This window comes from Massilia sp. 9096, assembly GCF_000745265.1.
Taxonomy (GTDB): Bacteria; Pseudomonadota; Gammaproteobacteria; order Burkholderiales; family Burkholderiaceae_D; genus Telluria.
The window spans coordinates 3,115,352-3,139,582 of sequence record NZ_JQNN01000001.1; the positions used below are offsets into that span (position 1 = coordinate 3,115,352).

20 protein-coding genes are annotated in these 24,231 nt (G+C 64.7%); 7 read left to right on the forward strand and 13 right to left on the reverse strand.

What is annotated here, in order from left to right:
- Positions 1–642: 642 nt before the first annotated feature.
- Together FA90_RS25035 and FA90_RS13370 are read right to left on the reverse strand one after the other, a co-directional pair.
- A complete protein-coding gene (locus tag FA90_RS25035) occupies positions 643–3,486 on the reverse strand; it encodes a PAS domain-containing protein (protein ID WP_081933843.1) in 2,844 nt (947 codons plus the stop codon).
- A gap of 233 nt (positions 3,487–3,719) precedes the next feature.
- Complete coding sequence (locus FA90_RS13370) at positions 3,720–5,423, reverse strand: murein L,D-transpeptidase (protein WP_051971774.1); 1,704 nt, start codon at positions 5,421–5,423, stop codon at positions 3,720–3,722.
- Positions 5,424–5,535: 112 nt separating this feature from the next.
- Between FA90_RS13370 and FA90_RS13375 the strand changes: the two genes are divergently transcribed.
- The 4 genes from FA90_RS13375 (at position 5,536) to FA90_RS13390 (ending at position 11,437) form a co-directional block, all read left to right on the forward strand.
- Positions 5,536–6,960, forward strand: a complete 1,425-nt coding sequence (locus tag FA90_RS13375) for a deoxyribodipyrimidine photo-lyase (protein WP_036169460.1) — start codon at positions 5,536–5,538, stop codon at positions 6,958–6,960.
- A 366-nt stretch (positions 6,961–7,326) separates the two neighbouring features.
- Positions 7,327–8,730 carry an agmatine deiminase family protein gene (locus FA90_RS13380; RefSeq protein ID WP_036169464.1) on the forward strand — a complete coding sequence of 468 codons (1,404 nt, stop codon included), beginning with the start codon at positions 7,327–7,329 and terminating at the stop codon, positions 8,728–8,730.
- A gap of 49 nt (positions 8,731–8,779) precedes the next feature.
- Positions 8,780–10,030, forward strand: coding sequence for a phosphatidylserine decarboxylase family protein (locus tag FA90_RS13385; RefSeq protein ID WP_036169466.1), 1,251 nt, complete (start codon positions 8,780–8,782; stop codon positions 10,028–10,030).
- A 21-nt stretch (positions 10,031–10,051) separates the two neighbouring features.
- Positions 10,052–11,437 carry a C69 family dipeptidase gene (locus tag FA90_RS13390; RefSeq protein WP_051971776.1) on the forward strand — a complete coding sequence of 462 codons (1,386 nt, stop codon included), beginning with the start codon at positions 10,052–10,054 and terminating at the stop codon, positions 11,435–11,437.
- Between the two features lie 110 nt (positions 11,438–11,547).
- On the opposite strand, the gene flgL is transcribed toward FA90_RS13390, so the two are convergent.
- From flgL to flgB, 11 genes are all read right to left on the reverse strand, one after another.
- Complete coding sequence (gene flgL, locus FA90_RS13395; RefSeq protein ID WP_036169468.1) at positions 11,548–12,777, reverse strand: flagellar hook-associated protein FlgL; 1,230 nt, start codon at positions 12,775–12,777, stop codon at positions 11,548–11,550.
- A gap of 21 nt (positions 12,778–12,798) precedes the next feature.
- Positions 12,799–14,751 (reverse strand): flagellar hook-associated protein FlgK, encoded by a 1,953-nt coding sequence (gene flgK / locus FA90_RS13400; protein ID WP_036169470.1) that lies wholly within the window; start codon positions 14,749–14,751, stop codon positions 12,799–12,801.
- 50 nt (positions 14,752–14,801) lie between these two features.
- A complete protein-coding gene (gene flgJ, locus FA90_RS13405) occupies positions 14,802–15,749 on the reverse strand; it encodes a flagellar assembly peptidoglycan hydrolase FlgJ (RefSeq protein WP_036169472.1) in 948 nt (315 codons plus the stop codon).
- Positions 15,750–15,762: 13 nt separating this feature from the next.
- Positions 15,763–16,899: a flagellar basal body P-ring protein FlgI gene (locus tag FA90_RS13410; RefSeq protein ID WP_051972183.1), complete on the reverse strand. Its 1,137-nt coding sequence runs from the start codon at positions 16,897–16,899 to the stop codon at positions 15,763–15,765.
- 45 nt (positions 16,900–16,944) lie between these two features.
- Positions 16,945–17,598, reverse strand: coding sequence for a flagellar basal body L-ring protein FlgH (locus FA90_RS13415; protein WP_036169473.1), 654 nt, complete (start codon positions 17,596–17,598; stop codon positions 16,945–16,947).
- On the reverse strand, positions 17,595–18,377 hold the full coding sequence (flgG, locus tag FA90_RS13420) for a flagellar basal-body rod protein FlgG (RefSeq protein ID WP_036175634.1): 783 nt from the start codon (positions 18,375–18,377) through the stop codon (positions 17,595–17,597). The genes FA90_RS13415 and flgG overlap by 4 nt, the downstream gene beginning before the upstream one ends.
- Positions 18,378–18,441: 64 nt before the next feature.
- The gene (flgF, locus tag FA90_RS13425; RefSeq protein WP_036169476.1) at positions 18,442–19,182 is read right to left on the reverse strand and encodes a flagellar basal-body rod protein FlgF; all 741 of its coding nucleotides are present in this window, start codon (positions 19,180–19,182) and stop codon (positions 18,442–18,444) included.
- Positions 19,183–19,198: 16 nt separating this feature from the next.
- Complete coding sequence (locus FA90_RS13430; protein ID WP_036169478.1) at positions 19,199–20,725, reverse strand: flagellar hook protein FlgE; 1,527 nt, start codon at positions 20,723–20,725, stop codon at positions 19,199–19,201.
- Positions 20,726–20,742: 17 nt separating this feature from the next.
- On the reverse strand, positions 20,743–21,471 hold the full coding sequence (locus FA90_RS13435; protein WP_051971777.1) for a flagellar hook assembly protein FlgD: 729 nt from the start codon (positions 21,469–21,471) through the stop codon (positions 20,743–20,745).
- A gap of 25 nt (positions 21,472–21,496) precedes the next feature.
- The gene (flgC, locus tag FA90_RS13440; RefSeq protein WP_036169481.1) at positions 21,497–21,898 is read right to left on the reverse strand and encodes a flagellar basal body rod protein FlgC; all 402 of its coding nucleotides are present in this window, start codon (positions 21,896–21,898) and stop codon (positions 21,497–21,499) included.
- Between the two features lie 3 nt (positions 21,899–21,901).
- Positions 21,902–22,324, reverse strand: coding sequence for a flagellar basal body rod protein FlgB (gene flgB, locus FA90_RS13445; RefSeq protein ID WP_036169483.1), 423 nt, complete (start codon positions 22,322–22,324; stop codon positions 21,902–21,904).
- Between the two features lie 161 nt (positions 22,325–22,485).
- Here flgB and flgA point away from each other — a divergent pair, with 161 nt between their 5' ends.
- From flgA to FA90_RS13460, 3 genes are all read left to right on the forward strand, one after another.
- On the forward strand, positions 22,486–23,220 hold the full coding sequence (gene flgA, locus FA90_RS13450) for a flagellar basal body P-ring formation chaperone FlgA (RefSeq protein ID WP_036169485.1): 735 nt from the start codon (positions 22,486–22,488) through the stop codon (positions 23,218–23,220).
- A 112-nt stretch (positions 23,221–23,332) separates the two neighbouring features.
- The gene (gene flgM, locus FA90_RS13455) at positions 23,333–23,635 is read left to right on the forward strand and encodes a flagellar biosynthesis anti-sigma factor FlgM (protein WP_036169488.1); all 303 of its coding nucleotides are present in this window, start codon (positions 23,333–23,335) and stop codon (positions 23,633–23,635) included.
- A gap of 6 nt (positions 23,636–23,641) precedes the next feature.
- A complete protein-coding gene (locus FA90_RS13460; RefSeq protein WP_036169490.1) occupies positions 23,642–24,112 on the forward strand; it encodes a flagella synthesis protein FlgN in 471 nt (156 codons plus the stop codon).
- Positions 24,113–24,231: the final 119 nt, after the last annotated feature.

The following is a 24,231-nucleotide window of genomic DNA, read 5'->3' on the forward strand; positions in this document are numbered from 1 at the left end:
CGATCGCAAATTTTTGGAATGATTGAAATTTTCTCGCCGAGTGTCACAAACATCTGCTACCGACCCTAAGCGCACTGTCGCAACTGCGCCGCCGCAGACAAGATTTCGTCACTCGTCCAGTTGCGCGACAACCAGATTGCAAGTGCCGCTCCGGACAAATGCCACCAGCCCATCCCTTGGTATTGCTTGTGGCTTACGAGGTACTCGCGAGCAACCCACCAGGTAACGAGTTGGCCGGGGGGCATGGGTCGTCCTCGTGAGGAAAACACGCTGGCCGCATAGGAATATGGATCATCTGGTTCCACGTTGGGCGTGCCCACGCCGCGTGCACGCTCCCAGACAGCCGCCTTCTGCTCGGCTGACGCGAGTTGTAGCGGCTTTTGAGGACGGCCGTCAACTCCACTCAAGCCCAGCGAATACAGAGCAAGTGGGAGTCCCAACAACAGTACACTTGTGGCGCATATCAGTACCGCTGTAAAGCGGCGAATACGGTACATACAGCCCTAACTCAATGTTGCTGAAGTTTCTGAGCCACCGTTTCTGGCCGGTTGCGGACCCATGGTTACGTCTGCTTCCGACCCAAAGCGAACCTACCACATCCGCAGATCCACCATAGCACCATGATCATGGGCTCAACAGTATCTATAGGACTCTTGGCACCTCACGAGAAAGTATACGTAGCAATTCTTCTTGGTCAGCCGGTTTTACCAAGTGGTGGTCGAAGCCTGCAGCGTTTGATAACTCGCGGTCCTGCGGCTGGCCATAGCCGGTCAGTGCAATCAGGGTGGCACCTGCGGTGCGTGCGTCGGAACGCAGGCGGCCCGCTAGTTCATACCCATCCATGTCTGGTAATCCGATGTCAAGTATGAATACGTCGACATCGAACTCCTGTGCTGCTTGTAGCGCGCTTGCAGCGTCTTCGTGTACGTGTATGACGTGTCCGGCGGTTTCAAGCATGTAACCTAGCAGAGCACCAGCATCTTGATTGTCGTCGACGATCAACACGCGCAGACCGACTCCACTGTCCTCAGGCCCAAGAGTCTGTGCGCAGCCCTGGCTTTCGTCCTCTGCGGCTAGTAACGGCAGCGTTATTGTGAAGGTACTTCCCTTTCCTACTCCTTCGCTGGCGGCCTGAATACAGCCGCCATGCAGGTCTACGATGCTCCTGACCAAAGCTAGACCAAGACCCAAGCCACCCTGCGCCCGGTCTGGAGTCCGCTCGGCCTGTGTGAACATGTCGAACACCAAAGGCAATAGTGTTGGCTCCATTCCCATTCCATTGTCGGCAATGCTGATGCGCGTCTGTCCGTCTATCACGTCGAGTCCGAGTGCAATTCGGCCGTTCAGCGGCGTGTATTTGACTGCGTTGTTGAGCACGTTCGACACCGCTTGGATCAGGCGGGTGCGATCTCCCCGTACTACTGTGCGCTGTGCCGTGATTTTCAATAACAGTTCGTGGCGACGTGCTTGGATCAAGGGCTGAGCTTGTTCGATCGCACTGTTCACGACACTTTTTAGGTCGAGGCTGATCTGCTCGATCTTCACCAAGCCGCGTGTTACCCTCGACACGTCAAGTAGGTCGTCGACGATGGTGGCCATGTGCTTGACTTGGCGCGCAATAATGTCGCCGGCTTGCGCAATTCGCTTAGAATCCGCCCCAGGAAGTTTAATCAACTGCGCTGCGCTGCTGATGGGAGCTAGTGGGTTGCGTAGCTCATGGGCTAACATAGCCAAAAATTCGTCCTTGCGCAGGTTCTCGCGGCGCAGTGCGTCTTCCGCCATTTTTTGGGCATGGATATCGGTGCAAGTGCCCATCCAGCGCACGATTTCGCCGTTATCACCGCGTACCGGGAGCGCACGTCCCAACACCCAGCGGTATTCGCCACTGTGGTGAATCATCCGATATTCGATCTCATAGCTTGCGCCGGTGCGCAGCGAATGACGCCATTTTCCCCAGGCCAGCGGCTGGTCGTCTGGGTGGAACATGGCACTCCAGCCGTCGCCGTCGGCCGAGCCATGAGGCATGCCGGTGAAGCGGTACCACTGGTCGTTGAAATAATCGCAGAAGCCATCCGGCCGGGTCGACCAGACCATTTGAGGCATTACTTCCGTGATAGTACGAAATTGTGCCTCCCTAAAACGTACTGCGATCTCGCTGCGCAGGCGTTCACTGGCAGTCCTAGCACGCTCGGCGATTTCTTTGATCAAAGCCAAGTCTTCGGCTAGCCATTTACGTGCAAGCGCGTTGTTGACGAAAACGACTGCGACAAGGCCACCGTTTTCCATGACCGGCACATTGACGAAGGAACCAGCACTCCGTTCCTTGAGTGCCCTCGCTGTTTCGCTAGTACGGGAATCGTGCTCGACGTCTTCAATGGCTATAAACTTGCCCAGCTTCAGGTCATCGATGAAGGAGCCATAGTCGCGCAGATTCAGTGTGCCTGCTAGCGACCCGACACCCGGCGCGTTCCAGTCGCGTGCCACCGTGAGCGTTTCAGCCACTGGATCAATGGTGCCGTAGCCAACCCGGCTGACGCCCAATGCTTCGCCAAGAATGACAGAGGCCTGGAATATGATTTCCTCAGGCGTCCTAAGATCGCGCAGTGTGTCCGTAAGTCTGATCAGGGCGTTGCGGCGTTCATCGCTGAGCACTCGTTCGGTCACGTCTACGCCCTGTACCATGATCCCCATGACTGTACCGTCGGGATCTCGGATCGGCTGGTAAACGAAGTCGACATAGCGCTCGTTGAGTGGGCCTCCAGGCGCGGACTGGGTCGTATATTTTGCGCCATTAGCGACATAAGCGTTGCCACTGGCATACACTTGGTCGAGCAACGCGACATAACCTTGGCCGACCGCTTCTGGCAGGCTTTCGGCGATGGTTCTGCCGACGCTGTCGCGATGACCAATAAGCTTCATATAACCACTGTTGACGAACGTAACTCGGTGCTCGGGCCCAGTCAACATTGCCATGAACCCCGGTGCCTGCTCGAACAGGTTGGCGATGTAATGAAGGCTGTTGATTTGCTGCGTTTGAGCCGAAAGCTCGAACTGCATCCGGTCGACATTTGCGCTGTCAGTCATCGCCTGCGTAACATTTTCAACGTGCTGAATGATGTAGGAAACCTCTCCAACGCTGTTGAGGATAGGATAATGCATCGGCTTCCAGTAGCGCACAACAAAACCAGCTTCAGGTCGGCCTTGGATCGGCACATCGTATCGCTGGATCCGCATGACGTCGGGCTGCCGAGTCTGTAGCACGCGCAGCATCGATGCCTGCACGTTGGATGCACCGTCGCCATCAATCTGGTCAGGATTTTCAGGGAAAGCATCAAAAATGTTACGACCGACGATGTCTTCACGTAAGGCGCCGGTAGCCTCAAGATGAGCGTCCGTCACGGCAACGATCGTGAAGTCTGTATCCATTGCCATGCAGGCAGCAGGACTCTTGTTGAAGAGCACAGAAAAATCCAGACCTAATGCCATTGGTATCTCTTGGAAACGTTAGGGTAGACAGGCCTCTTCGCATGAAGCTGCCGCATGGCATAGTGACGTCAAACCACTCAGAAGTCACGAACGACGGCAATTGGCCGATAGCAGACTGCCGAAACGGCTCAGTGTATACATTAGTTGCATTATTAGCAACAAAAGGATCTATTAACGTCCCTTACCCGCACCACTCAACAAAGACACCAACCCGTCGCCGACGAAGCGATGCCTCACGTAGCAGCGCTGGTGCGACGGCTTGCCGGCCGCGACTTTCGAAGTGCGGGCCCGCTGCGGCTGGCATCCGCCACTTCGGTCGGGCGCGCGCCGGCGGCTCCGCTCAGGCGGCCGTGGCGCGCAGCCAATTCCTGCTCCAGCTTGGTATCCAGGCCGTAGATGTCGGGCGCAAAACGCGTGCTGTCGTCGCTGTCGATGATCGCGGTGGCGTAGAAAATCACCACCGGCACCGTGCGGGTCAGGTCGACGTGGCGGGTCGGCCCCGGCTGCAGCGCGCCCTGGATGGCGTCGGCGTCCCACTTGCGCTGGCCGTCCAGGACGAACTGGGCCAGCGCGGCCGGATGCTCGACCCGGATGCAGCCGTGCGACAGGTCGCGTCGGGTGCGCTGGAAGGCGCCCTGGGCCGAGGTCGAGTGCAGGTAGATGTCCATCGGATTGGGCATCGCGAACTTGATCGGCCCCAGCGCGTTCTTCGCGCCCGGGCGCTGGCGCACGCGCGCGCGCCCGGCCTTCAAGTCGGCCATGCTGGCGTTGGCCGGCACCGTCTCCATCTCGTTCTGCGCCAGGTAGTTCGGATTGTGCGCCAGCTTGGGCAGCAGTTCCTTCTCCAGGATGCTGCGCGGTACGTTCCAGTACGGGTTGAACTCGAGGTAGCGCATCTGGCCGACGAACAGCGGCGTTTCGGTCTTGACCGAGGCGCCGACCACGACGCGCATCTCCAGCGGGTCTTCATTACCGCCGTTCTGCATCGCCCACAGGCGGTAGGCCGGCAGGTCGACCAGGATCATCGGCCCCGGGCCGAAATCCGGCAGCCAGCGCAGGCGCTCGAGCGTCAGCTCCAGCTGGCGCACGCGCTGGCCTGGGGTGACGTTGAGCGCGTCGACGGTGCCGCGCCCCAGCACGCCGTCTTCGTCGATGCCGTGGCGCGCCTGGAAGTGGCGCACGCCCTGTTCCAGCTGATCGCTATAGACGCCCTCGCCCGGCGCCGGCGTGTCGGCCGGCAGATCGCCCAGCAGCACCAGGCGCTCGAACAGCGCCTGCGCCGCCGGGTAGCTGCCGCCGGACGTGACCTTGGCGGGCGGGCGCGGCAGCGCCGGATACGGCTGCTTGGCCAGCAGGCGGTACTGCGCCAGCGCCGCCTTGGCGCGCGCGTACTGCTGCAGCCTGGGCTCGGCCGCCTGCACCGCGGCGCGCAGCTTGCCGCCGGCCAGGCCGCTGCGCAGGCGCTCGACCGGATCGTACTGTTTCAGGCGCGGATCGAACGCGCGCGTATGGTATTCGGAGCGCACGCGGCCGACGCGCAGGTCGGCCAGGTAGCGCAGCATCGCCGCCGTCAGGGCCACGTCGAAACGCGCGTCGAAACGGGCCGTGGCGCCTTCGGCGGCATCGAGCTGGCGCTGCAGCGCATCGGCGCCGTAGTCGAGCGGATCGAGTCCCTGCAGCGCGGCCTGGCGCAGCACCCACAAGGCGGCGCCGGCGGTCGAGGCGTTCCACGCGGGCGCATACTTGCGCGGCGCGTAGAACCGTTCGAGCCAGCCACGCTCGTCGTAGGGTCCCGCGATCGATGCGGGCGCCTGCGCGGCCTGCGCCGCCAGCGTGTGGATGGCCGCGGAAACGGGTTGGGCAAAGGTGGATGGGGGAGCGAGCGCCGCGGCTGCGCAGAGTGCGAGCGCGGCGGCGATTTTCTGGCTGAGCTTCATGGGGTATCTTCGGACTTCGGTAACCGTGTGTTACCAATCGTCATGATACCCGGACTGCATGCCGATGCCCAGCAGTGCGCCTGACTGTTACATGCTTGCCTAGAATATAACGATGAATAAGCGACGAGCGATCTTCTGGATGCGGCGCGACCTGCGTGCGCACGACAATGTGGCCCTGCACGCGGCGCTGTCCGCGTCCGACCAGGTCGTCTGCGTATTCGTGTACGACCGCACGATCCTCGACGAGCTGCCGCGCATGGACCGGCGCGTGGCCTTCATCCACGCCAGCGTGGCCGAAGCCGGCGACGATCTCGCCAGACTGGGCGCCAAGCTGATCGCGCTCGAGGGCGATCCGAAAACCGTGATTCCCGACCTGGCGCGGCGCCTGGACGCGGGCCGCGTGTTCGCCAACGAGGATTACGAGCCCTCGGCGCGGCGGCGCGACGAGGCCATCGCCGACACCCTGGCGCGCGAGGGGCGCGCATTGCTGCTGTCGAAGGACCAGGTGCTGCTGCACAAGGACGAGGTGCGCAGCAAGTCGGGCACCCCCTACACGCGCTTCACGCCCTACTACAACACCTGGCTGCAGCGGCTCGGGCAGGACGATCAGGCGCTGCGCGACCATGATCCGGCGCCCTTGCAGGCGCACTTCGGCGCGCCGCCTGAAGGCCCCTCGAACATCCCGCTCGCGCAGCTCGGCTTCGACGAGGTCGACCTGGAGGGGCTGAGCCTGTATCCCGGCACGCGCGGCGGGCGGCGCGTGCTGGACGAATTCATCGGCAAGGCCGGCGACTACCTGGCGCTGCGCAACACGCTGGCGCTGCCGGCCACTTCGGGCCTGGACATCCACCTGCGCTTCGGCACGCTGTCGATCCGCGAAATCTTCCGCGAACTCGGGCGCCGCACCGACGTCCACGGCGCCAGCGTGGCCGGCTGGATCCGCGAAGTGTGCTGGCGCGAGTATTTTTCGCAGCTGCTGTACCACGTGCCGCGCGTCGCCGACGGCCCCTACCTGCAAAAGTACGCGCGCCTGGACTGGGTCAAGGGCGAACTCGGCAAGCAGCGCCTGGACGCCTGGAAGAACGCCGCCACCGGCTACCCGATCGTCGACGCGGCGATGACCCAGCTGAACACCACCGGCGCCATGCACAACCGCGCGCGCCTGGTGGCCGGCTCCTTCCTGGTCAAGACGCTGGGCGTCGACTGGCGCATCGGCGAAGCGTATTTCGCCCTGAAGCTGAACGACTACGACCAGGCCTCGAACAACGGCAACTGGCAATGGGTCGCGTCGACCGGCGCCGACGCCCAGCCGCCCTACCGCATCTTCAATCCCTCGTCGCAGTCGAAAACCTACGATCCGGATGCGCAATACATCCGGCACTGGCTGCCGGCCTTGAAGAACGTCGAGGCGCGCCATCTGCACGAACCGTGGAAGCGTACGGTCCCGATTCCGGATTATCCGGCGCCGATCGTGGATTACGCCGCCTCGGTCGAAGAGTGCAGGCAGCGCTACGGGGCGGTCGGCCCGGCGCCCTGACTTCTCCGCCGCACCGATAACAGCGGCAAAACCTTGCTTTCGATCCCGGCCGGGATCGTTGCCACACCTTCTTGCGGGCGTCCTGCCCGCATCGGCCGAGCGGCCGGCATCGCCGTGCCGTCGTAACGCCAAAGAGCACGTTTAGCGCCTCAACTGACAGGCTTTTAGGCCTTTGTTGAGCCTGCTCAAACGCTGTGTCGCGTGCCATCAAAATATCGCAATTGCAATTATCGCTGTGCTATTAATGCAACCTTGCTGTTGTGATCGGTTTTTTGAACTTCACGCTTGGAGGTCCCGCTAACGCCGGGTTGACGCTTTTCAAATCAGTGCTTTTTTCATCCTTCGGAGAAAATGATGTCACTTGAAATGACGAAGTCCCTCGCACCGCCGCAGTTGCCGCATCCGAAACGTCCCACGCCCTTCCAGCTGGCGTCGGCATTCAAATCCGAGCTCGGCGCCGCACCGCCGCCGCCCAGCAAAATCTACATCAACGACACGCCGCAGCCGGTCAGCGCGATCCCCGAGTACGCCGAGATGGGAGGCGTGCTGATCGCCTATCCCGGGATCGTGGCGCCGTCGCCGACGCATGCCCAGCTGGCGCCGACGGGACGGCGCGCGTTCGGCATACCGGACGAGCTGATCGTCCGCATGCAGCAGAACGACACCCCCAATCCAGTGCATATCTTCGTGCTGTGCGACGACGCCGCGATGAAGGCGGTGATCGACGCCAGCCTCGCCGCCGAAGCCGGGCGGCTGGGGCTGCACTACGATCCCAGCCACCTGCACCTGGTGCCCTGGAACACCGACACCTTCTGGACGCGCGACTTCGGCCCCTGGTGGGTGCGCAACAAGGTCACCGGCACGTATGCCATCGCCAAGCACACCTACACCACGCTGGGCGGCGGCAGCGTCGGCCTGGTCGAGGGGGCCGAGAATGTCGACCCGCATATCGGCCTGGGCATCTTCCGGCCGAACGACGACTACGCCGCCATCGCTTTCTCGGACTTCCTCAACACGCCGATCCGCGCCTGGAACGCGGCCCGCTGGGGCAAGGACAAGGCACGTCGACTGGCGCCGCTGCCGGTGCACGACTGGTACTTCACCGGCCTGCTCGACGTGGGCGGCAACTACATGGTCACCGGCCAGAACAAGATCGCCTCCTCCTACCTGGTGGCGACGCAAAACGAGCTGCCGGTCACGCAGGAAAACGAGAATACCGATCCCTCGCCGGCTGTCCTCGAGCGGCGCCTGGAATACATCCTGCAGCAGCTCAACCGCTTCATGGGCGTCCAGTCGTATCACGTCCTGTCCGACCCGACCGGCACCTACATCGGCCACATCGATTGCTGGGGCAAATTCCTGGCCGACGACAAGATTCTGATCGCGCAGTCGCAGGACGAGGCCACCAACCGTGCCTTCGACCGGATCGCGCAATCCTTCGTCGAGGATGGCTTCCGGGTCTATCGCACCATGGTGCAGGAGATGTACATCCCGGGCCCGGACAACGGCGCCACCACGGCGGCCTACACCAACAGCCTGATCCTCAACCACGCCGTCTACGTGCCGATTGCCGGCCCCGGCCATGAAAAATTCGACGAGCAGGCGCTGGCGGCCTACAAGGAAGCGCTGCCCGGCCACCAGGTCATCGGCATTGCCGGCAAGCCCGAGTTCCCGTGGCTGGGCACCGACGCCATGCATTGCCGCACCCGCGCCGTGCCGCGCGCGGTGGTGGACAACTGGCTCAAGGCCCAGGCTCCGGCTGCGCCGTGACGGCGCTTTCATTCCCGCGTCCGATTTCGTCACCTACTCTGGAACCATCATGTCCAACACGACTACCCCGTATTGCGTCGGCAAGTGGATGCCGTCCGACCAGCATGTCCTCAATACCTGGTTGAGGAAGATCCACGCCAAGGCCGAGGACCAGACCGGCCCATTGCTGCCGGCCGTCCAGCAGCTCAAGACCTTCATCGAAACCGATGCCACCGCCTACATGGCCTTCACCCAGCTGTTCGACGAAGTGCCGCCGTGGCGCCACAAGTCGCCGTCGGGGCTGCCCCAGGTGCGCGACTACGAACACATGCTCAGGCTGTTCAACGTCATCATGACCGAAGCGCCCGAATACAACGACAGCGGCGTGGTCGGTTTCCCGTTCAACGCCATCCTCGACTGGTCGATGGACACGGTCGGCGGCTACGCCGGTTTCCTGAACGAGAAAGTCAACGCCCACTTGCGCGCCATGCTGAACGAATGGGCGATTTTCCTGCGCTCGGCCGCAAGCACGAAGGTGCTGAACGACCAGGGGCCGGGCGGCTGGTTCTGCAAGGATGCGCTCAAGCACATGCCGGGTTTTGCCGAGGAATTCCAGTGCGATCCGGGCCAGCCGCACTACGGCTTCACGTCCTGGGACGATTTCTTCACGCGCCGCTTCCGCGACGGCCAGCGGCCCGTGGCCGATCCCGCCGACGATGCCGTGATCGTCAATGCCTGCGAATCCGCGCCGTATTGCGTCGCAGAGAAGGTGCAGCTGCGCGACAAGTTCTGGATCAAGGGCCAGCCGTATGCGGTGCAATTCATGATGGGGGGCGACCCGCTGGCCGGCAAATTCGACGGCGGCACGGTGTATCAAGCCTTCCTCAGCGCGCTCAGCTACCACCGCTGGCACGCGCCGGTGTCCGGTCGCATCGTCAAGACGGCGCGCATCCCGGGCACTTATTATTCGGAATTGCTGACCGCGCGCGCCGACCCGTCCGGGCCGAACGATTCGCAAGGCTACATCACCGAAGTGGCGACGCGTGCTTTGATCTTCATCGAAGCCGACAACCCCGCAATCGGCCTGATGTGCTTCATGCCGGTGGGGATGGCCGAAGTGTCGACCTGCGACATCACCGTCTTCGAGGGCCAGCACGTGAAGAAAGGCGACGAGCTGGGCATGTTCCACTTCGGCGGTTCGACCCACTGCCTGTTCTTCCGGCCCGGTGTGAAGCTGGCGTTCGACCTGCACGGGCAGCAACCGGGGCTCAACAGCTGCAATATCCCGGTGCGCTCGCGCATCGCCACCGTGCAGTCCTGAGTCCGGCAAAGGGAGGCCACCATGTGCACCAGTATCGCAGTCGGGCAGCAGGCCAGCGTCGACGGCAGCCAGCTCGTGTCCCGCAACGAGGATTGCAGCCGCGCCAGCTGGAACAAGGCGCTGATACGTCGCCCGCAGCCCGAATGGCTGGCCTTCCCGAACGCCGTCTCGGATGGTATCTGGACGCTCGGCAACGGCATGCGGGTGCCGGCGCCGGCGTCCGCCTACCCGTACACCGGCATGCCGGACGCCGGCGCGGCCGAGGAAGCGACCAGCGCCATCGGCAACCGCTTCCTGTTCGAGGAGCGCGGCGTCAACAGCATGGACTTCGCCATCTCGGCCACCAACTCGATGAGCACCAACCCGGCCGCCGCCGCCGCCGATCCCTTCGTCGCCGCCGGCCTGGCCGAGAGCATCTTGCCGACCTTGCTGCTGCCCCAGGCCGGCTCGGCCTTGCAGGCACTGGAGCTGCTGTCGGGCTACATGGAGACGGTCGGCGCCAGCGAGGCGAACGGCCTGTTCCTGGCCGATCCGTCGGCCATCTGGTACGTCGAGATCGGCAGCGGCCATCACTGGGTGGCCGTGCGCGTTCCCGCCGGCAGTTACATTGCCGTGGCGAACGCGCTGCGGGTGCATGACGTCGACTTGAGCGACACGGCCAACGTCCGCCATTCGGCCGGCTTGCTGAGCTTCGTGCGCGATCACCGGCTGCTGGCCGACGTCGATCCGCACCGCTTCGACTTCGCCGCCGCGTTCGGCATCCTCGGCCAGCCCTACGACGTCGACCGCGTGTGGCTGGCCCAGCGGCTGCTGACGCCGTCGCTCGAGCAACCGGTACGCCAGGCGCAATATCCACTGTTCCTGGCGCCGGACCGGCCGCTCGGCCCCGGCGACGTGATGCGGGTGCTGTGCGCCGGCTACCAGGGCACCGAGCTGGAGGGCATCGCCGACCGTCCCATCGGCTGGAGCAAGACCGCGGAAAGCCATGTGATGGTCCTCGACGGGGCCATGCCGGCAGGCTTGCGCGCGCTGATCTGGCAATGCGTGGGCACGCCCCTGTGCGCGCCTTACCTGCCGTTTTGGAGCGGACTCGAACACATCCCGCAAGCCTACGCGCGCGGCGACGACCGCTACGGCACGGACTCGGCCTACTGGGTCTACCGCGGCCTGTTCACGCTGGCGCAAACGGCCGGCCAGGCGGACCAGGTGGCCGCGATGTGGCTGGCGCATCAAACCGAGCTCATCGCGCAGCAAGCCTCCCTGCGCAGCCTGCTCGCCGACGACGCGGCTGCCCAGCCGGGCGTCCTCGCCGGCATCGCGCATGGCTACTGCGCCGGCGCGATTGCCGAGGGGCTGGCGCTGGCCCGCGCCACCCGCAACGGGCTCATGACCGCGCTGACGAAATGACGGTGGCGCTGCCGGTTGAGACCGGCAGCGCCGTTGGGGCGAAGCGAATTTGTCTGTTGGCCTCGAGCACGTCAGGCGACGCTGGATGAGGTCCGCGGGTTTACCTGGCGTCAGCTGATGTAGTTGAACAGCGACAGCCCCGACATCGTCTTGAACGAAATCTGCGCCGCCTGCAAGGTCTGCTGCTGCTGGGTGAACAGCGAGATCGTCTTGGCCAGGTCGTAGTTGTCGAGGTTGTTCAAGGTCTGGGTGTACTGCTCGTCGAGCGCCTGGCCGCTGCTGTCGAGGGTGTCGAGCTCGTTCAGGTTGGCGCCGACGGTGGCCTGCACGGTCAGCACGTTGCTGAGGGCATTGGCCATGTTCGAGCCGGCGGTGGCCAGGTTGTTGGCCAGGGTCGCCTTGCCGGTCGAGCCGTCGGCCGGGCCCTTCAGGGTGTCGATCAGGTTCTGCAGCGTGGTGAACACCGACTGCTTCTGGCTCGGCTGGACGGTGAAGCTGTCGCCGTCGGCGGGCGCGCCGGTGATGCTGGTCGACATGCCGCCGAAGCTGATCGTGGCGCCGGCCGTGTAGGGCTGGTTCTGCAGCACCGCGGTGGCCGGATTGGTGGTGGTGTCCATCACCGAATACGTGGTCGCGGACGGTGTACCGCCGATGGCGAAGTTGATCGCGTAATTGTGGCCGTTGAGCTGGCTGCGGTCGGTCACCGAACCCGGCGAGACGATGCCGGAGCCGGTATTGCTGGTCGATGCCTGGGTCTGGAAAGTGCCGTTGCCGGTCGGGACGGCATCGAAGATCTGGCTGCCGTTGGCCGTGACCGACATCTTGCGCGCCGAGCCCACCTGCAGCGAACGCACGCCCTGGTCGCCCTGGTAAGTCGCGCCGGTCGGGGTCTGGCTGAACGGCTGGGTGGTCGATTGATAACCCGAGAAGATGTAGCCGCCGGTGCCGTCGGTGGTGTTGGCCATGCCGATCAGGTCTTTCATCTGGCCTTCCAGCTGGGTGGCCAGCGCCTGGCGGTCGCTCTGGGTGTAGGTGGCGTTGCCGGCCGCGACGATCGAGGTCTGGATGCTCTGGATCTGCGCGGTCACGTCCTGCATCGTCTTGTCGACCAGCGACAGCGACGACTTCGCGTTGTTGCGGTTGGTCGCGAACTGCGTGTTCATCGACTGTGACTGGGTCACCTCGAGCGAGCGCGCCGACGCGATCGGGTCGTCGGACGCGGTCAGCACGCGCTTGTTGGCCGACAGCTGCTCCTGGGTCTTGGCCATCTGCGTCTGCAGGCTGTTGATCTGGCCGGTGCCGGTGGCGAAAATGGTGCTGGTGGCGAGTCGTAAGGACATGTGAGGTCTCCGCGACGTTGATTATTGAGCGATGCTGAGCAGCGATTGGAAGATCGTGTCGGCGATCTGCATCACCTTGCTCGACGCCTGGTAGGCCTGCTGGTACTTGAGCAGGTTGGCCGCTTCCTCGTCGAGGTTCACGCCCGACACGTTCTGGGCCTGGGTCTGGGCCGCCGCCAGCTGGGCGTCGGCCGCCTTCGAATTGACCTGCACTTCCTGGGTCTTGTTGCCGACCGTGCTGACCAGGCTGGCGAAGGCCGACTGGTAGGTGGCGGTGCCGTTGTCCAGGATGTTCTGGGTTTGCAGGTCGCCCAGCAGGCTGGCGTTGCGGGTGTCGCCCACGCCGGTGTTGCGCGCGATCGTGAACGTGTCGCCGTCGTTGGGCGCGCCGTTGAGCGTGAAGTGCATGCCACCCACGGCGTAGCTGTTGCCGTCGGCGTAGGGCACATTGGTGCCGGCCGGGTAGTTGACGGTCTTGCCGTCCACGCCGGTCACGCTGACCGCCTGGCCGGCCGGGAAGCCGCCGATCGTCTTGGTATTGGCGTCGTACTGGAGCGTGACCGGGGCGGTCAGGGGCGCGCCCAGGTAGTTCTTGTCGACCGAGCCTTCGCTGATCTTGCCGGTGCCGCTGTTGCTCAAAGGGACGCTGGTGGCGATCGGCGCGGCGGCCGCGACCTGCGACGGGTCGGTCAGCGCGACCTGCATGCCGGAGGCGCCGTTGATGGTCGGGCGCACCAGGAAGTTGTCGCCGGCGGCAGCCTTGCCGCTGACCGAGAACGCCAGGCCGTCGATGGTCTGCGCGCCGGTCTGCGGGAACGGCGAAATGACCGTCTTCTTGTTGTCCGACAGGCGCGTCACGTTGTAGTTGCTGCCGTCGAAATCGACCTTGTAGTCGCTGGTGGTCAGCTGGGTGGCATCGGCTACCTTGGCGCTGATCGCCGTGTTCGAGGTGATGTTGTTGTTGACGTTCTTGGTGACCTCAGCGTCCGGGATGGTAAAGAAGTCGCCGCCCGGGTTGCCGTTGGCGTCCAGGCCCAGCTTGTGCTGGTCGTTGAAGGTCTGGGCCACGGCCATCGCCACGCGCCCGAAGGCGTTCTCGGCCGGGTCGAGCGTGTTGGCGCGGAAGTCCAGCACCGCGCCGAGCGCGCCGCCGGAGAGTGCGTTCTCGGCCATCGGAATGACTTTGCCGCTGGTGACGTAGCCGACTTCGACGCGCAGCTGGTCGGTCGGCGAGGTGGTCGCGGCCAGCTGGAACGATTGCGCACCCACCACCAGCGGCTGGCCGCTACCGATCGACACCGTCAGGCTGTTGTTGTCGCCCGCCACCACGGTCGCCTTGACCTGCTTGTTCAAGTCCATGATCAGCTGGTCGCGCTGGTCGACCAGGTCGTTCGGCTGGTTCAGCTCGTTACCGGCCGACAGCTTGCCGATCTTGTCGTTCAGCGCGGCGATCTGCGACGCATAGGTGTTGATCTGGGCGATGCTGGTGGTCAGCTGGGTGTTGGTGCCCTCGCGGATCTCCTGCAGGCGCCCGTCGATGCTCTGGAAGCGCGAGGCCAGCGTGTCGGCCGCGCTCAGCAGCGCCTGGCGCGAGGGGACGCCGGCGCGGTCGCCGCTCAGGTTCTGCACCGCCGCAAAGAAGCCCTGCAGCGCCGGCGACAGCCCGGACGTCGTGTCCGACATCAGGTCGTCGACCTGGGTCGCCTGCGCCGTGTAGGTCGACAGCGCGCTGCTCGCGGTCTGCGCCGTACGCACCTGCGCGTTCAAGAAGTCGTCCGAGTAGCGCTTGACCTGGGCGATCTGGGTGCCGGTGCCGATGAAGCCGTTGGCGCCCCCCATCGAGATCTGCGTCGACTGCACCACCACCTGGCGGCTGTAGCCGTCGACGTTGGCGTTCGTGATGTTGTTGCCGGTGGTCGCCAGTGCTGCCTGGGCGGCGAACAGACCGGATTTGCCGATGCTGAGGAGGGACATGGTTGTTCTTTCTATCTACTCTGCTATTGACGGCATCGCGCGCGAAAACTTTAAGCCAGTGAATTCTTGATGATGCTGGCCAGCTTGGTCGCGTAATGCGGGTCGGTGGCGTAGCCGGCGCGCTGCAGGCCGTGGGCGAAGGTGGCGGCGTCGCCGCCGTGGGCCAGCACTTTCTCGTAGCGCGGGTTCTGGCTCAGCATCTTGGCGTAATCCTTGAAGGCGTCGGCGTGCGAGGCGTAGGCGCGGAACTTCTCGACCTTGGCGTGCGGCTTGCCGTCGACGTACTCGGTGGTGACGGCGGTGGCGACCTTGCCTTTCCAGCCCGGACCGGCCTTGATGCCGAACAGGTTATTGCTCGAGGTGCCGTCGCTGTTCTTGATCACGCGCTTGCCCCAGCCGGTTTCCAGCGCGGCCTGGCCCAGCATGAACTTGGCCGGCACGCCGGTGGCCTGCTCGGCTTCCTCGGCGGCGTCGGCCAGCTTTTCCTGGAAGGCGCGCACGTGGGCCGGCTTGCCGTCATTGTTGGTGCCGCGCGCGCTGCCCGTGACGCCGGACTTGCCGACCACGCCGTCGGTCGACATGCTGTCGGCGTCGATGTTCAGGCGCGCCGCGGCGGCGTTGCTGGTCGGTTGGCCGTCGGCGCCGATGCCCAGCGCCTGCTGGTTCATGTCCTGCAGGATCTGCTTGCCGGTCTGCTGCGTGCTCAACTGGCGCACCAGCACGTCGGCCAGGCCGATGCCGCGCTTGGCCAGCTTCTGGCTCATCTGCTGGTCGAGCATCGAGGTGTAGGTCTTGGTCTCCTGGCTGTCCATCAGCCCGTCCTGCGGCGTGGCGTCGCGCATGCTCTTCATCATCATGTTGATGTACATCGACTCGAACTGGGTCGCCGCGCCTTTCAGGGCGTCGGGCGAGCCGGTCTTGGCCGACTTCTTGAGGTCGGACAGGCCGTTGGTATCGAGTGCGAACTTGCCGGACAGGTCTTGGGTGGAGCCGAGCATAACTACCTCTTACTTAAATGATCTCGAGTTCGGCGCGCAGCGAACCGGCGGCCTTGAGCGCCTGCAGGATCGACAGCAGGTCCTGCGGCGTCGCGCCGATCGCGTTCATCGCCTTGACGACTTCGGCCAGCGAGGCGCCGCCGTTGAGCATGATGACCTTGCCGGCGTCCTTCTTGACCGAGACCGACGGGTTTTGGGTGATCGCGGTGGCGCCGCGCGAACCGGCCGGAGGCTGGCTGACCTGGGTGTCGGCGCCGATCGTCACCGACAGGTTGCCGTGCGAGATCGCGCAGGTGTCGAGCGTGACCGCGCGGTTCATCACGATCGAGCCGGTGCGCGCGTTCAGGATCACCTTGGCGGCGGCTTCGGCCGGCTTGACGTCCATGTTTTCCAGGATGCCCAGGAACGACACGCGCTGGTCGCTCGACGACGGCACGCGCACGCGGATCACGCGGCCGTCCAGCGCCGTGGCGATGCCGGGGCCGAACTTGTCGTTGACGGCTTCCACCACGCGGCTGGCGGTGGCGAAGTCGGCGCTGTTCAGTTCGAGCTTGATCTGGTTATCGGCGCCCAGGCTGGAGGCGACCGCGCGCTCGACCGTCGCGCCGGCCGAGATGCGGCCGACCGCCAGCTGGTTGACCTGGGTCGATGCACCGCCGGCCGCGGCCCCTGCGCCGCCGACCAGCACGTTGCCCTGGGCCATGGCGTAGACCTGGCCGTCGGCGCCCTGCAGCGGCGTCATGAGCAAGGTGCCGCCGCGCAGGCTCTTGGCGTTACCCATCGACGACACCGTCACGTCGATGTTCTGGCCCGGCTGCGCAAACGCCGGCAGCGAGGTCGTGACCATCACCGCCGCCACGTTCTTGAGCTGCAGCTGGGTGCCGGCCGGCAGGCTGACGCCCTTCTGCTGCAGCATCGACATGATCGCCTGCACGGTGAACGGGGTCTGGGTGGTCTGGTCGCCGGTGCCGTCCAGGCCGACCACGAGGCCGTACCCGGACAGCTGGTTCTGGCGCACGCCGCCGATGCTGGCGAGGTCTTTCAGGCGTTCCGCGTGCGCGGGCGTGGGCGCGCATGCGAGCGCGGCCAGCAACGAGCCGAACAGCACAGCGTTCGCGGCGATCAGTTTCAGGTTCGGTTTCAGGCTCATCGGCTTGAGAATCGGCTTTAGATTCGGGCGCATGGTCATCACAAATTAAAACGGTAGCATCGACTGGAAGAAGCGCGTCATCTGCGAAGTCAGCTCGGCCCGGTCGAGCTGGCTGCTGGTGCGGTATTCGACGCGCGCGTCCGCCACCAGGGTCGAGGAGACCATGTTGCCCGGCTGGATCGTGTCCGGGTTGACCATGCCGGAAATCCGGATGTATTCGATGCCCTTGTCCATCGCGATCTGCTTCTCGCCGACCACGATCAGGTTGCCGTTCGGCAGCACTTCGGACACGGTCACGCCGATCGTGCCGGTGAAGGCGTTCGAGTTGGTTTGCGTGTCGCCGTCGGCGAACTTGTTGGCGGTGGTGGCCGACAGGCTGGCGCCCAGCTTGCCCTGCAGGATGCCCGGCACGCCCGCGCTCACGCTGCCCGACTTGTTGCCGGTCGAAGCGCCGCTCTTGTTGGCCGCGGTCTTTTCGTTGATCGAAACGGTCAGCACGTCGCCGATGTGGCGTGCGCGGCGGTCTTCGAACATCGGACGGTAGCTGTTGGCGTTGAAGATCGCGCCTTCGGAAGGGGTGCCGGTGTCGGCCAGCATCGGCCGCACCGAGGTCGGCTGCTTGACGATCGACGTGGGCGGGACGCTGGAGCAGCCGGCCAGTGCCAGCGCGAGCGCAGCAAGGACGCTAGACGTTTTCATAACTGGGAAATCTTCTGCAGCATCTGGTCGGACGTGGTGATCGCCTTCGAGTTGATCTCGTAGGCGCGCTGGGTCTGGATCATGTTGACCATTTCCTCGACCACGTTGACGTTCGAGGTTTCGACGTAACCCTGCATCAGGTTGCCCGAACCGTTGGTGCCCGGCGTGGTCGCCTGCGCGGTGCCCGAGGCGGTGGTTTCCTGGTACAGGTTCTCGCCGACCGAATTCAAGCCGGCCGGGTTGATGAAGGTCGAGATCTGAATCGAGCCGATCTGGGTCGAGGCGGCCTGGCCCGGGGTGGTCACGGACACGGTGCCGTCCTTGCCGACGGTCAGCGACAGCGCATTGCTCGGCACGGTGATCGGCGGCTGCACCACGTAGCCGCTCGACGTGACCAGCTGGCCGTTATTGTCGGTCTGGAACGAACCGTCGCGGGTGTAGGCCTGGGTACCGTCCGGCATCAGCACCTGGAAGTAACCGGCGCCGTTGATCATGACGTCCTTGTCGTTGCCGGTCTGCTGCGGGTTGCCCTGGGTGTGGATGCGCTCGGTGGCGACGGTGCGCACGCCGGTGCCGATCTGCAGTCCGGACGGCAGCTGGGTCTGCTGCGACGACTGCGCACCCGGCTGGCGTACGTTCTGGTACAACAGGTCCTCGAATACGGCGCGCGACTTCTTGAAACCGTTGGTGCTGACGTTGGCGAGGTTGTTGGTGATGACGTCGAGGTTGGTTTGCTGCGCCTCGAGGCCGGTCTTGGCAATGTACAAGGAACGGATCATGGTGGAATTCTCCTGACGGTGATGGAAGTCCATCACCCACCATGAAATTATGTCCCAGCGGCAATCAAGTCAAAGCGAGGATCTGCGTGGCTTTCGAGTCGTTATTCTCGACGTTCTTCATCAGGCTCATTTGGGTCTCGAACGATCTTGCCAAAGAGATCATGCTGACCATGGCATCGACCGGCGACACGTTGCTGCCTTCGAGCGCCCCGCCGGTCAGGCCCACGGCCGGGTCGGCCGGGGCGTTGCTGCCGTCCTTCATGCGGAACAGGCCGTCGTCGCCGCGCACCATGTCGCGCGTGGGCGGATTGACCAGCTTGATGCGGCCGAGCACGGTCGCGGTGGCCGGGACGGTGGTGGTCGAGATGCCGGCGATGGTGCCGTCGCCGCCCACCGAGATCGTGGTGTCGGGCGGGATCGTGATCGGACCGCCCTCGCCCGCGATGGCCTGGCCTTTCGAATCGGTCAGCACGCCGTTCTGGCTGACCTGCAGCGCGCCGTTGCGCGTGTACGACTCCGAGCCGTCCGCCATCCGCACCGCCAGCCAGCCGTCGCCCTTGACCGCGACGTCGAGGTCGCGCCCGGTCAGCTGGATCGGGCCGGCCGTGAAGTCGGCGCCGACCGTGTTGTCGACCACGAAGGCGCGCGTCGGCAAGCCTTCGCTCTGCACCGGCACGGCGCGGAAGGTGTCGAGCTGGGCGCGGAACCCCGTGGTGCTGGCATTGGCCAGGTTGTTCGAGGTCGTGCCCTGCTGCTCGAGGATGTGCTTGGCGCCGCTGGCGGCGGTGTAGATCAGGCGGTCCATGGCTCAGCGTCCGGGATCAGCGCAGGTTGACCAGTGTCTGCAGCACCTGGTCCTGGGTCTTGATGGTCTGGGCGTTGGCCTGGTACACGCGCTGCGCCGTGATCATGTTCACCAGTTCGGCCGTCATGTCGACGTTCGAGTTCTCCACCGCCGACGATTGCAGCTCGCCCAGGCTGCCGGTGTTCGGCGTGCCGACCAGCGGCGTGCCCGAGGCCGAGGTCTCGGCCCAGACGTTGTTGCCGAGCGGCTCGAGGCCGTTTGGATTGGTGAAGTTGGCCAGCACGATCTGGCCCAGCGGCTTGCTCTGGCCGTTGCTGTACTGGCCGAGGATGACGCCGTCCTGGCCGGCCGAGAAGCGCTGCAGGTGGCCGGCGGTGTAGCCGTCCTGGGTGGTCGCCTTTTCGCTGGTGTCGGCGCCGTACTGGGTGGTGCCGGCGAAGCCGATCTTGACCGCCAGCGTGTTCTGCGAGCCGGTCGACGGGTAGATCGGCAGGTTGACCGACAGCGGCAGGGTCTGCGGGGCCATCAGCGTCGCCGACAGCGCGCCGTTCGAGTCGAAGTTCAGGTGGCCGACCGGGACCGCGGGCACCTTGACGGCGGCGGCGATGTCCTTGTCGACCTGGTCCGGGGTGTAGCCGGGCGTGTTGCCGGCGCTGGCGGCGGCGGTCTTGATCGCGTTGATGGTGTCGGCATCGGCGCCGGCCGCGGTGGCGGCGGCGACCACGGCGTTGGACGCCTTGCCGGCATAGTCGGCCAGCGCGGCGGATACGGCATTGGGATCGAGCGGCGACGCCTTGGTGGCGGCGGTCCAGGTGGCGCGCGCCGACACGGTGGCCGGGTCGGTCTGGCCGGCGGCGGCCGCGTTGACGTTGGTCATCTCGGTGCCGTCCGAGCCCGCATACACGTCCCATTTGCCGGCGTCGGTCTTGACGTAATACAGCGACAGCACGTGCGGGTTGCCCAGCGTGTCATACACGTTGACCGGGGTCTGCTTGTTGTAAGTCAGCGGGTTGCTGGCGTTGAACGGGTATTCGGTCGGCACGGTCGCGCGCGAGTCCAGGTTCATCTGGGTGTCGACCTTGGTGGTGGCGACCGGCTTGAGGTCGGCGGTGTTGATCTGCAGCGGGCTCGGCGCACCGGCCAGGATCTGGCCCGACGGGGCGACCGAGTAGCCGGTCAGGTTGGCGCCCTGGGCGTTCACCAGGTAGCCGTTCTTGTCGAGCGAAAACTGGCCGTTGCGGCTGTATTCGGTCAGGCCCGAGGCCTGCACGCGGAAGAAACCGGCGCCGTTGATGGCGATGTCGAGCGGGTTCTGCGAGGTCTCGATATTGCCCTGGGTGAATTGCTGGGCGATCCCGGCGACGCTCACGCCGATACCCGCCTGGTTGCCGCCGGCGCCGTTCAGCGAACGCGCGTAGACGTCGGCGAATTCGGTGGTCGAACCCTTGAAGCCGACCGTGCTCGAGTTGGCGATGTTGTTACCGATGACGTCCAGCGATTTCGCCGCGCCGTTCAAGCCGCTCAGGCCTTGTTGGAAAGACATGTTGTGCTCCTAATTATTTAAAGAACTTGCTTGACGTCGGACAGCGTGGTCACACCCTTGCTGGCCAGGTAGAGTTTTACGCCATCGGTGGCGCTGGTGCTGACGCTGCCCACGCTGTCGTAGGCCAGGCCGGTCGCATCCGTCAGCGACTGGCCGGCCGAGGTGGCGGTCACGGCGAAGGTGTAGTTGCCGTCCGGCAGGGTCACCGGCTTGCCGCTGCTGTCGACCTTGGTCGCATCGGGGACGCCGTTCCACACCAGCGGCAGCGTGCCGGCCTTCTGCTTGCCCAGGTCGATGGTGTCGACCGTATTGCCGCCGGCATCGTTGATGGCGATCTTGACGTCGTCGGCATCGCTGCCGAGGCTGACGCCAAGGACGCCCTTGCTGCCCGTGAGCGCGACGCTGTTGCCGCCCACCAGCACGCCGTGGCCGATCAGATTGGTCGCCTGCATCGCTTCCGAAGTCTGGTAGCTGGAGGTGAGCGAGTTGAGCGTGGTGTTCAGGGTGTTGATGCCGGTGACGGTCTGCAGCTGGGCCAGCTGGCTGGTCATCTGCGAGTTGTCCATCGGATTGAGCGGGTCCTGGTTCTGCAGCTGCGTGACCAGCAGCGTCATGAACTTGTCGGTGTCGGCCTTGACGCTGTCGGTGCCGCTGGAGGCGCCGGACGAGCCGGCCGCCTTGGCGTTCATGGTCGACATCAGGTCGTTGATGGAGGTAGCGGAAGAACCGGTGGAGGTGACGGACATGGGATTGCCTTGATGGTTAGCCGGCTTACTGGCCGAGGGTCAGGGTTTTCAGCAGCATGGTTTTGGCCGCGTTCATGGTTTCGACATTGTTCTGGTAGGCGCGCGAGGCCGACAGCATGTTGACCATCTCGTCGACCACGTTCACGTTGGGCATCGAGACATAGCCCTTGTCGTCGGCCAGCGGATTTTTCGGGTCGTACACCTGCTTGAGCGGGGATGGATCCTCGACCACTTCGCGCACCTTGACGCCGGTGTTGGACTGGTCGAGCGGGGTCGCTTCGAACACGACCTGCTTGGCACGGTAGGCTTCGCCGCTGGCGCTGGTCGCGCTGTCGGCGTTGGCCAGGTTGCTGGCGGTGGTGTTCAGGCGCATCGACTGCGCCGTCATGGCGGAACCCGCCACGTTGAAGACGTTAAACAGCGACATGGATTACTGGCCTCCCTGGACCGCGTTGAGCATGTTGCGGATCTGCTGGTTGATCATCGTGATGCCGGCTTCATAGCGCAGGCCGTTGTCGGCGAACTGGCTGCGTTCGGTGTCCATCTCGACCGTGTTGCCGTCGACCGCGCCCTGGGTCACCGTGCGGTACAGCACCGGGGTGCCGTCCGGCAGGGTCTTGCCGTCGAGCGGACCGTTGGCGATGTGCGCCGCCGCGGTCGTGGCCAGCTGGCCGTTCGGCTGGCTGGCGCGCGCCATGGCGCCTTGCAGGGCATTCGAAAAATCGATGTCGCGCGCCTTGTAATTAGGCGTATCCGCGTTGGCGATGTTCGACGCCAGCAATTCCTGGCGCTGCGAACGCAGGCTCAATGCCAGCTCGTTGAAGCGCAGGTAGCCGTCGAGTTTGCCGATCATGATGGACTCCGGGGTTTTGGACAGGATCGATCATACGGACTTGTCGGAACTTTCAGTCGGGCAATAAAAGGGGGCAAAACCGGGCTATTCGACCTTTCGATGCGCGCAGGCGGGGCCTAAGATGACGTCATCGAACAACCGGATGCCTGCATCTATTAGTCATGAGCACAATTCGCAAGCTCGCCGCCACCCTGCTCTGCTGCGCTTCGCTGGCCGGCAGCCTGGCATTCGCCCAGACCGCGGCCGCCCCTGCTGGCGCTGCCGCTGCCGGACGCCAGAACGTGAACGCCCTGCGCGCGACCGTCGAGCAATTCCTGCAGACCGAGACAGCGGGCCTGCCGGGCGAGGTCAAGATCAAGGTCGGCGCGATCGATGCGCGCACCGCGCTGGCCGCCTGCCCCGCGCCGGAAGCCTTTCTGCAGCCGGGCGCGCGCGCCTGGGGCAAGACCACGGTCGGCGTGCGCTGCACCGCGCCCAGCAGCTGGACCATCTTCGTGCAGGCGCAAGTGAGCGTGCAGGCCGAGTACGTGGCGGCGGCGCTGCCGCTGGCGCAGGGCCAGCAGATCGAACAGGCCCAGCTGGTGCTGGTGAAAGGCGACATCGCCGCGATGCCTAACGGAATCGTCACCGACGTCGGCCAGGCGGTCGGCCGCATGCCGACGGTGTCGCTGGCCGCCGGCACCCCGCTGCGCCTGGAAACGCTGCGCAGCAAGCCGGTGGTGCAGCAGGGCCAGGCGGTGCGCCTGGTGTCGAACGGCAGCGGATTTTCGGTCTCGGGCGAAGGCCGCGCGGTCAACAACGCCGGCGACGGCCAGGTGGTGCAGGTGCGCACGCCTTCGGGGAGCGTGATCAGCGGCACGGCGCACGTGGGCGGCATGGTGGAGGTCGCCTTCTGAAGCCGTATTGAAACAGCAAAAAAGACAAGCGGCGGACTAAAGTTATCGGCGCCGCCGCCGTTATCCAGGACAGATCCCGGGCTTTCTGCTCCGACCTGAGAAGGATGATGCTGTGAAAATCAACGATACACTCAAGAACGCGAGCGTGCCGGCCACGAATACGCCGGCGACGAATGCGAAAAGCAGCGACGCGGCGGCTGCAACCGCGGCGACGCCGGCGGCGACCGATACCGTGCGCCTGTCGTCGCAGGGCAAGGCCCTGGCGGCAAGCGGTACTAATCAAGTGTTCGACAGCAAAAAGGTCGAACGCATCAAGGCGGCCATCGCCGATGGCCAATTTCAAGTGAACTCGGAGAAAGTGGCAGACGGCTTGCTCGATACAGTGCGCGGCCTGCTGCATTCCCGCCAACGATAACTATTCATGGCCATTGCATCCCCCGGCGCAACCTTGCGCGACGAACAGCAATTGATCGCTTCCATCGTGGAGCTGATGAAGACCGAGCAGCAGCTCCTGGTCAGTGCGGATGCCGATGGCTTATCAAGCCTGACCCCGAAGAAACTCCAACTCGCGCAGCAAGCCGCCGGCTTGTCGCGCATGCGCCACAAAGCGCTGGGCGCGGCCGGCTTCACCGCTGGCGAAGCCGGTATGGCGCCCTGGCTGGCGGCCGGCGGCAACGGCGACCTGCGCGCGCAATGGGATCAGCTGCTCGAGCTGACGCGCCAGGCCAAGGAACTCAACCGCGTCAACGGCATGCTGGTCAACAAGCAGCTGGCCCACACCCAGGGTGCGCTCAACGCCTTGCGCGGCGAACAGGGCGGCGCCGGCAGCGTCTACGGCCCCGGCGGCCAGGCCTCGGGCTTCGGCGCGTCGCGCCGCTACGTGGTCGGCTGACCCCTTGCCGCCCTGCGTGGCCGATCCTGGGCTATAGGACGCCAATTTTCGATTCGTCTCCTGCTTACGCATTACCAGGATCCGCTCATGGCCGGTTGCAGACCTATACCGCGCTACTG

Excerpts from the sequence above, each read along its gene's own strand:
- FA90_RS13415 (WP_036169473.1), bottom strand. The coding sequence starts at position 17,598 with ATGAAAACGTCTAGCGTCCTTGCTGCGCTCGCGCTGGCACTGGCCGGC.
- FA90_RS13380 (WP_036169464.1), top strand. The coding sequence starts at position 7,327 with ATGACGAAGTCCCTCGCACCGCCGCAGTTGCCGCATCCGAAACGTCCC.
- FA90_RS25035 (WP_081933843.1), bottom strand. The coding sequence starts at position 3,486 with ATGGCATTAGGTCTGGATTTTTCTGTGCTCTTCAACAAGAGTCCTGCT.
- FA90_RS13385 (WP_036169466.1), top strand. The coding sequence starts at position 8,780 with ATGTCCAACACGACTACCCCGTATTGCGTCGGCAAGTGGATGCCGTCC.
- flgB (WP_036169483.1), bottom strand. The coding sequence starts at position 22,324 with ATGATCGGCAAACTCGACGGCTACCTGCGCTTCAACGAGCTGGCATTG.
- flgA (WP_036169485.1), top strand. The coding sequence starts at position 22,486 with ATGAGCACAATTCGCAAGCTCGCCGCCACCCTGCTCTGCTGCGCTTCG.
- flgL (WP_036169468.1), bottom strand. The coding sequence starts at position 12,777 with ATGTCCTTACGACTCGCCACCAGCACCATTTTCGCCACCGGCACCGGC.
- FA90_RS13435 (WP_051971777.1), bottom strand. The coding sequence starts at position 21,471 with ATGTCCGTCACCTCCACCGGTTCTTCCGCTACCTCCATCAACGACCTG.
- flgC (WP_036169481.1), bottom strand. The coding sequence starts at position 21,898 with ATGTCGCTGTTTAACGTCTTCAACGTGGCGGGTTCCGCCATGACGGCG.
- FA90_RS13430 (WP_036169478.1), bottom strand. The coding sequence starts at position 20,725 with ATGTCTTTCCAACAAGGCCTGAGCGGCTTGAACGGCGCGGCGAAATCG.
- FA90_RS13375 (WP_036169460.1), top strand. The coding sequence starts at position 5,536 with ATGAATAAGCGACGAGCGATCTTCTGGATGCGGCGCGACCTGCGTGCG.
- FA90_RS13370 (WP_051971774.1), bottom strand. The coding sequence starts at position 5,423 with ATGAAGCTCAGCCAGAAAATCGCCGCCGCGCTCGCACTCTGCGCAGCC.
- FA90_RS13460 (WP_036169490.1), top strand. The coding sequence starts at position 23,642 with ATGGCCATTGCATCCCCCGGCGCAACCTTGCGCGACGAACAGCAATTG.
- FA90_RS13410 (WP_051972183.1), bottom strand. The coding sequence starts at position 16,899 with ATGAGCCTGAAACCGAACCTGAAACTGATCGCCGCGAACGCTGTGCTG.
- flgG (WP_036175634.1), bottom strand. The coding sequence starts at position 18,377 with ATGATCCGTTCCTTGTACATTGCCAAGACCGGCCTCGAGGCGCAGCAA.
- flgK (WP_036169470.1), bottom strand. The coding sequence starts at position 14,751 with ATGTCCCTCCTCAGCATCGGCAAATCCGGTCTGTTCGCCGCCCAGGCA.
- flgJ (WP_036169472.1), bottom strand. The coding sequence starts at position 15,749 with ATGCTCGGCTCCACCCAAGACCTGTCCGGCAAGTTCGCACTCGATACC.
- FA90_RS13390 (WP_051971776.1), top strand. The coding sequence starts at position 10,052 with ATGTGCACCAGTATCGCAGTCGGGCAGCAGGCCAGCGTCGACGGCAGC.
- flgF (WP_036169476.1), bottom strand. The coding sequence starts at position 19,182 with ATGGACCGCCTGATCTACACCGCCGCCAGCGGCGCCAAGCACATCCTC.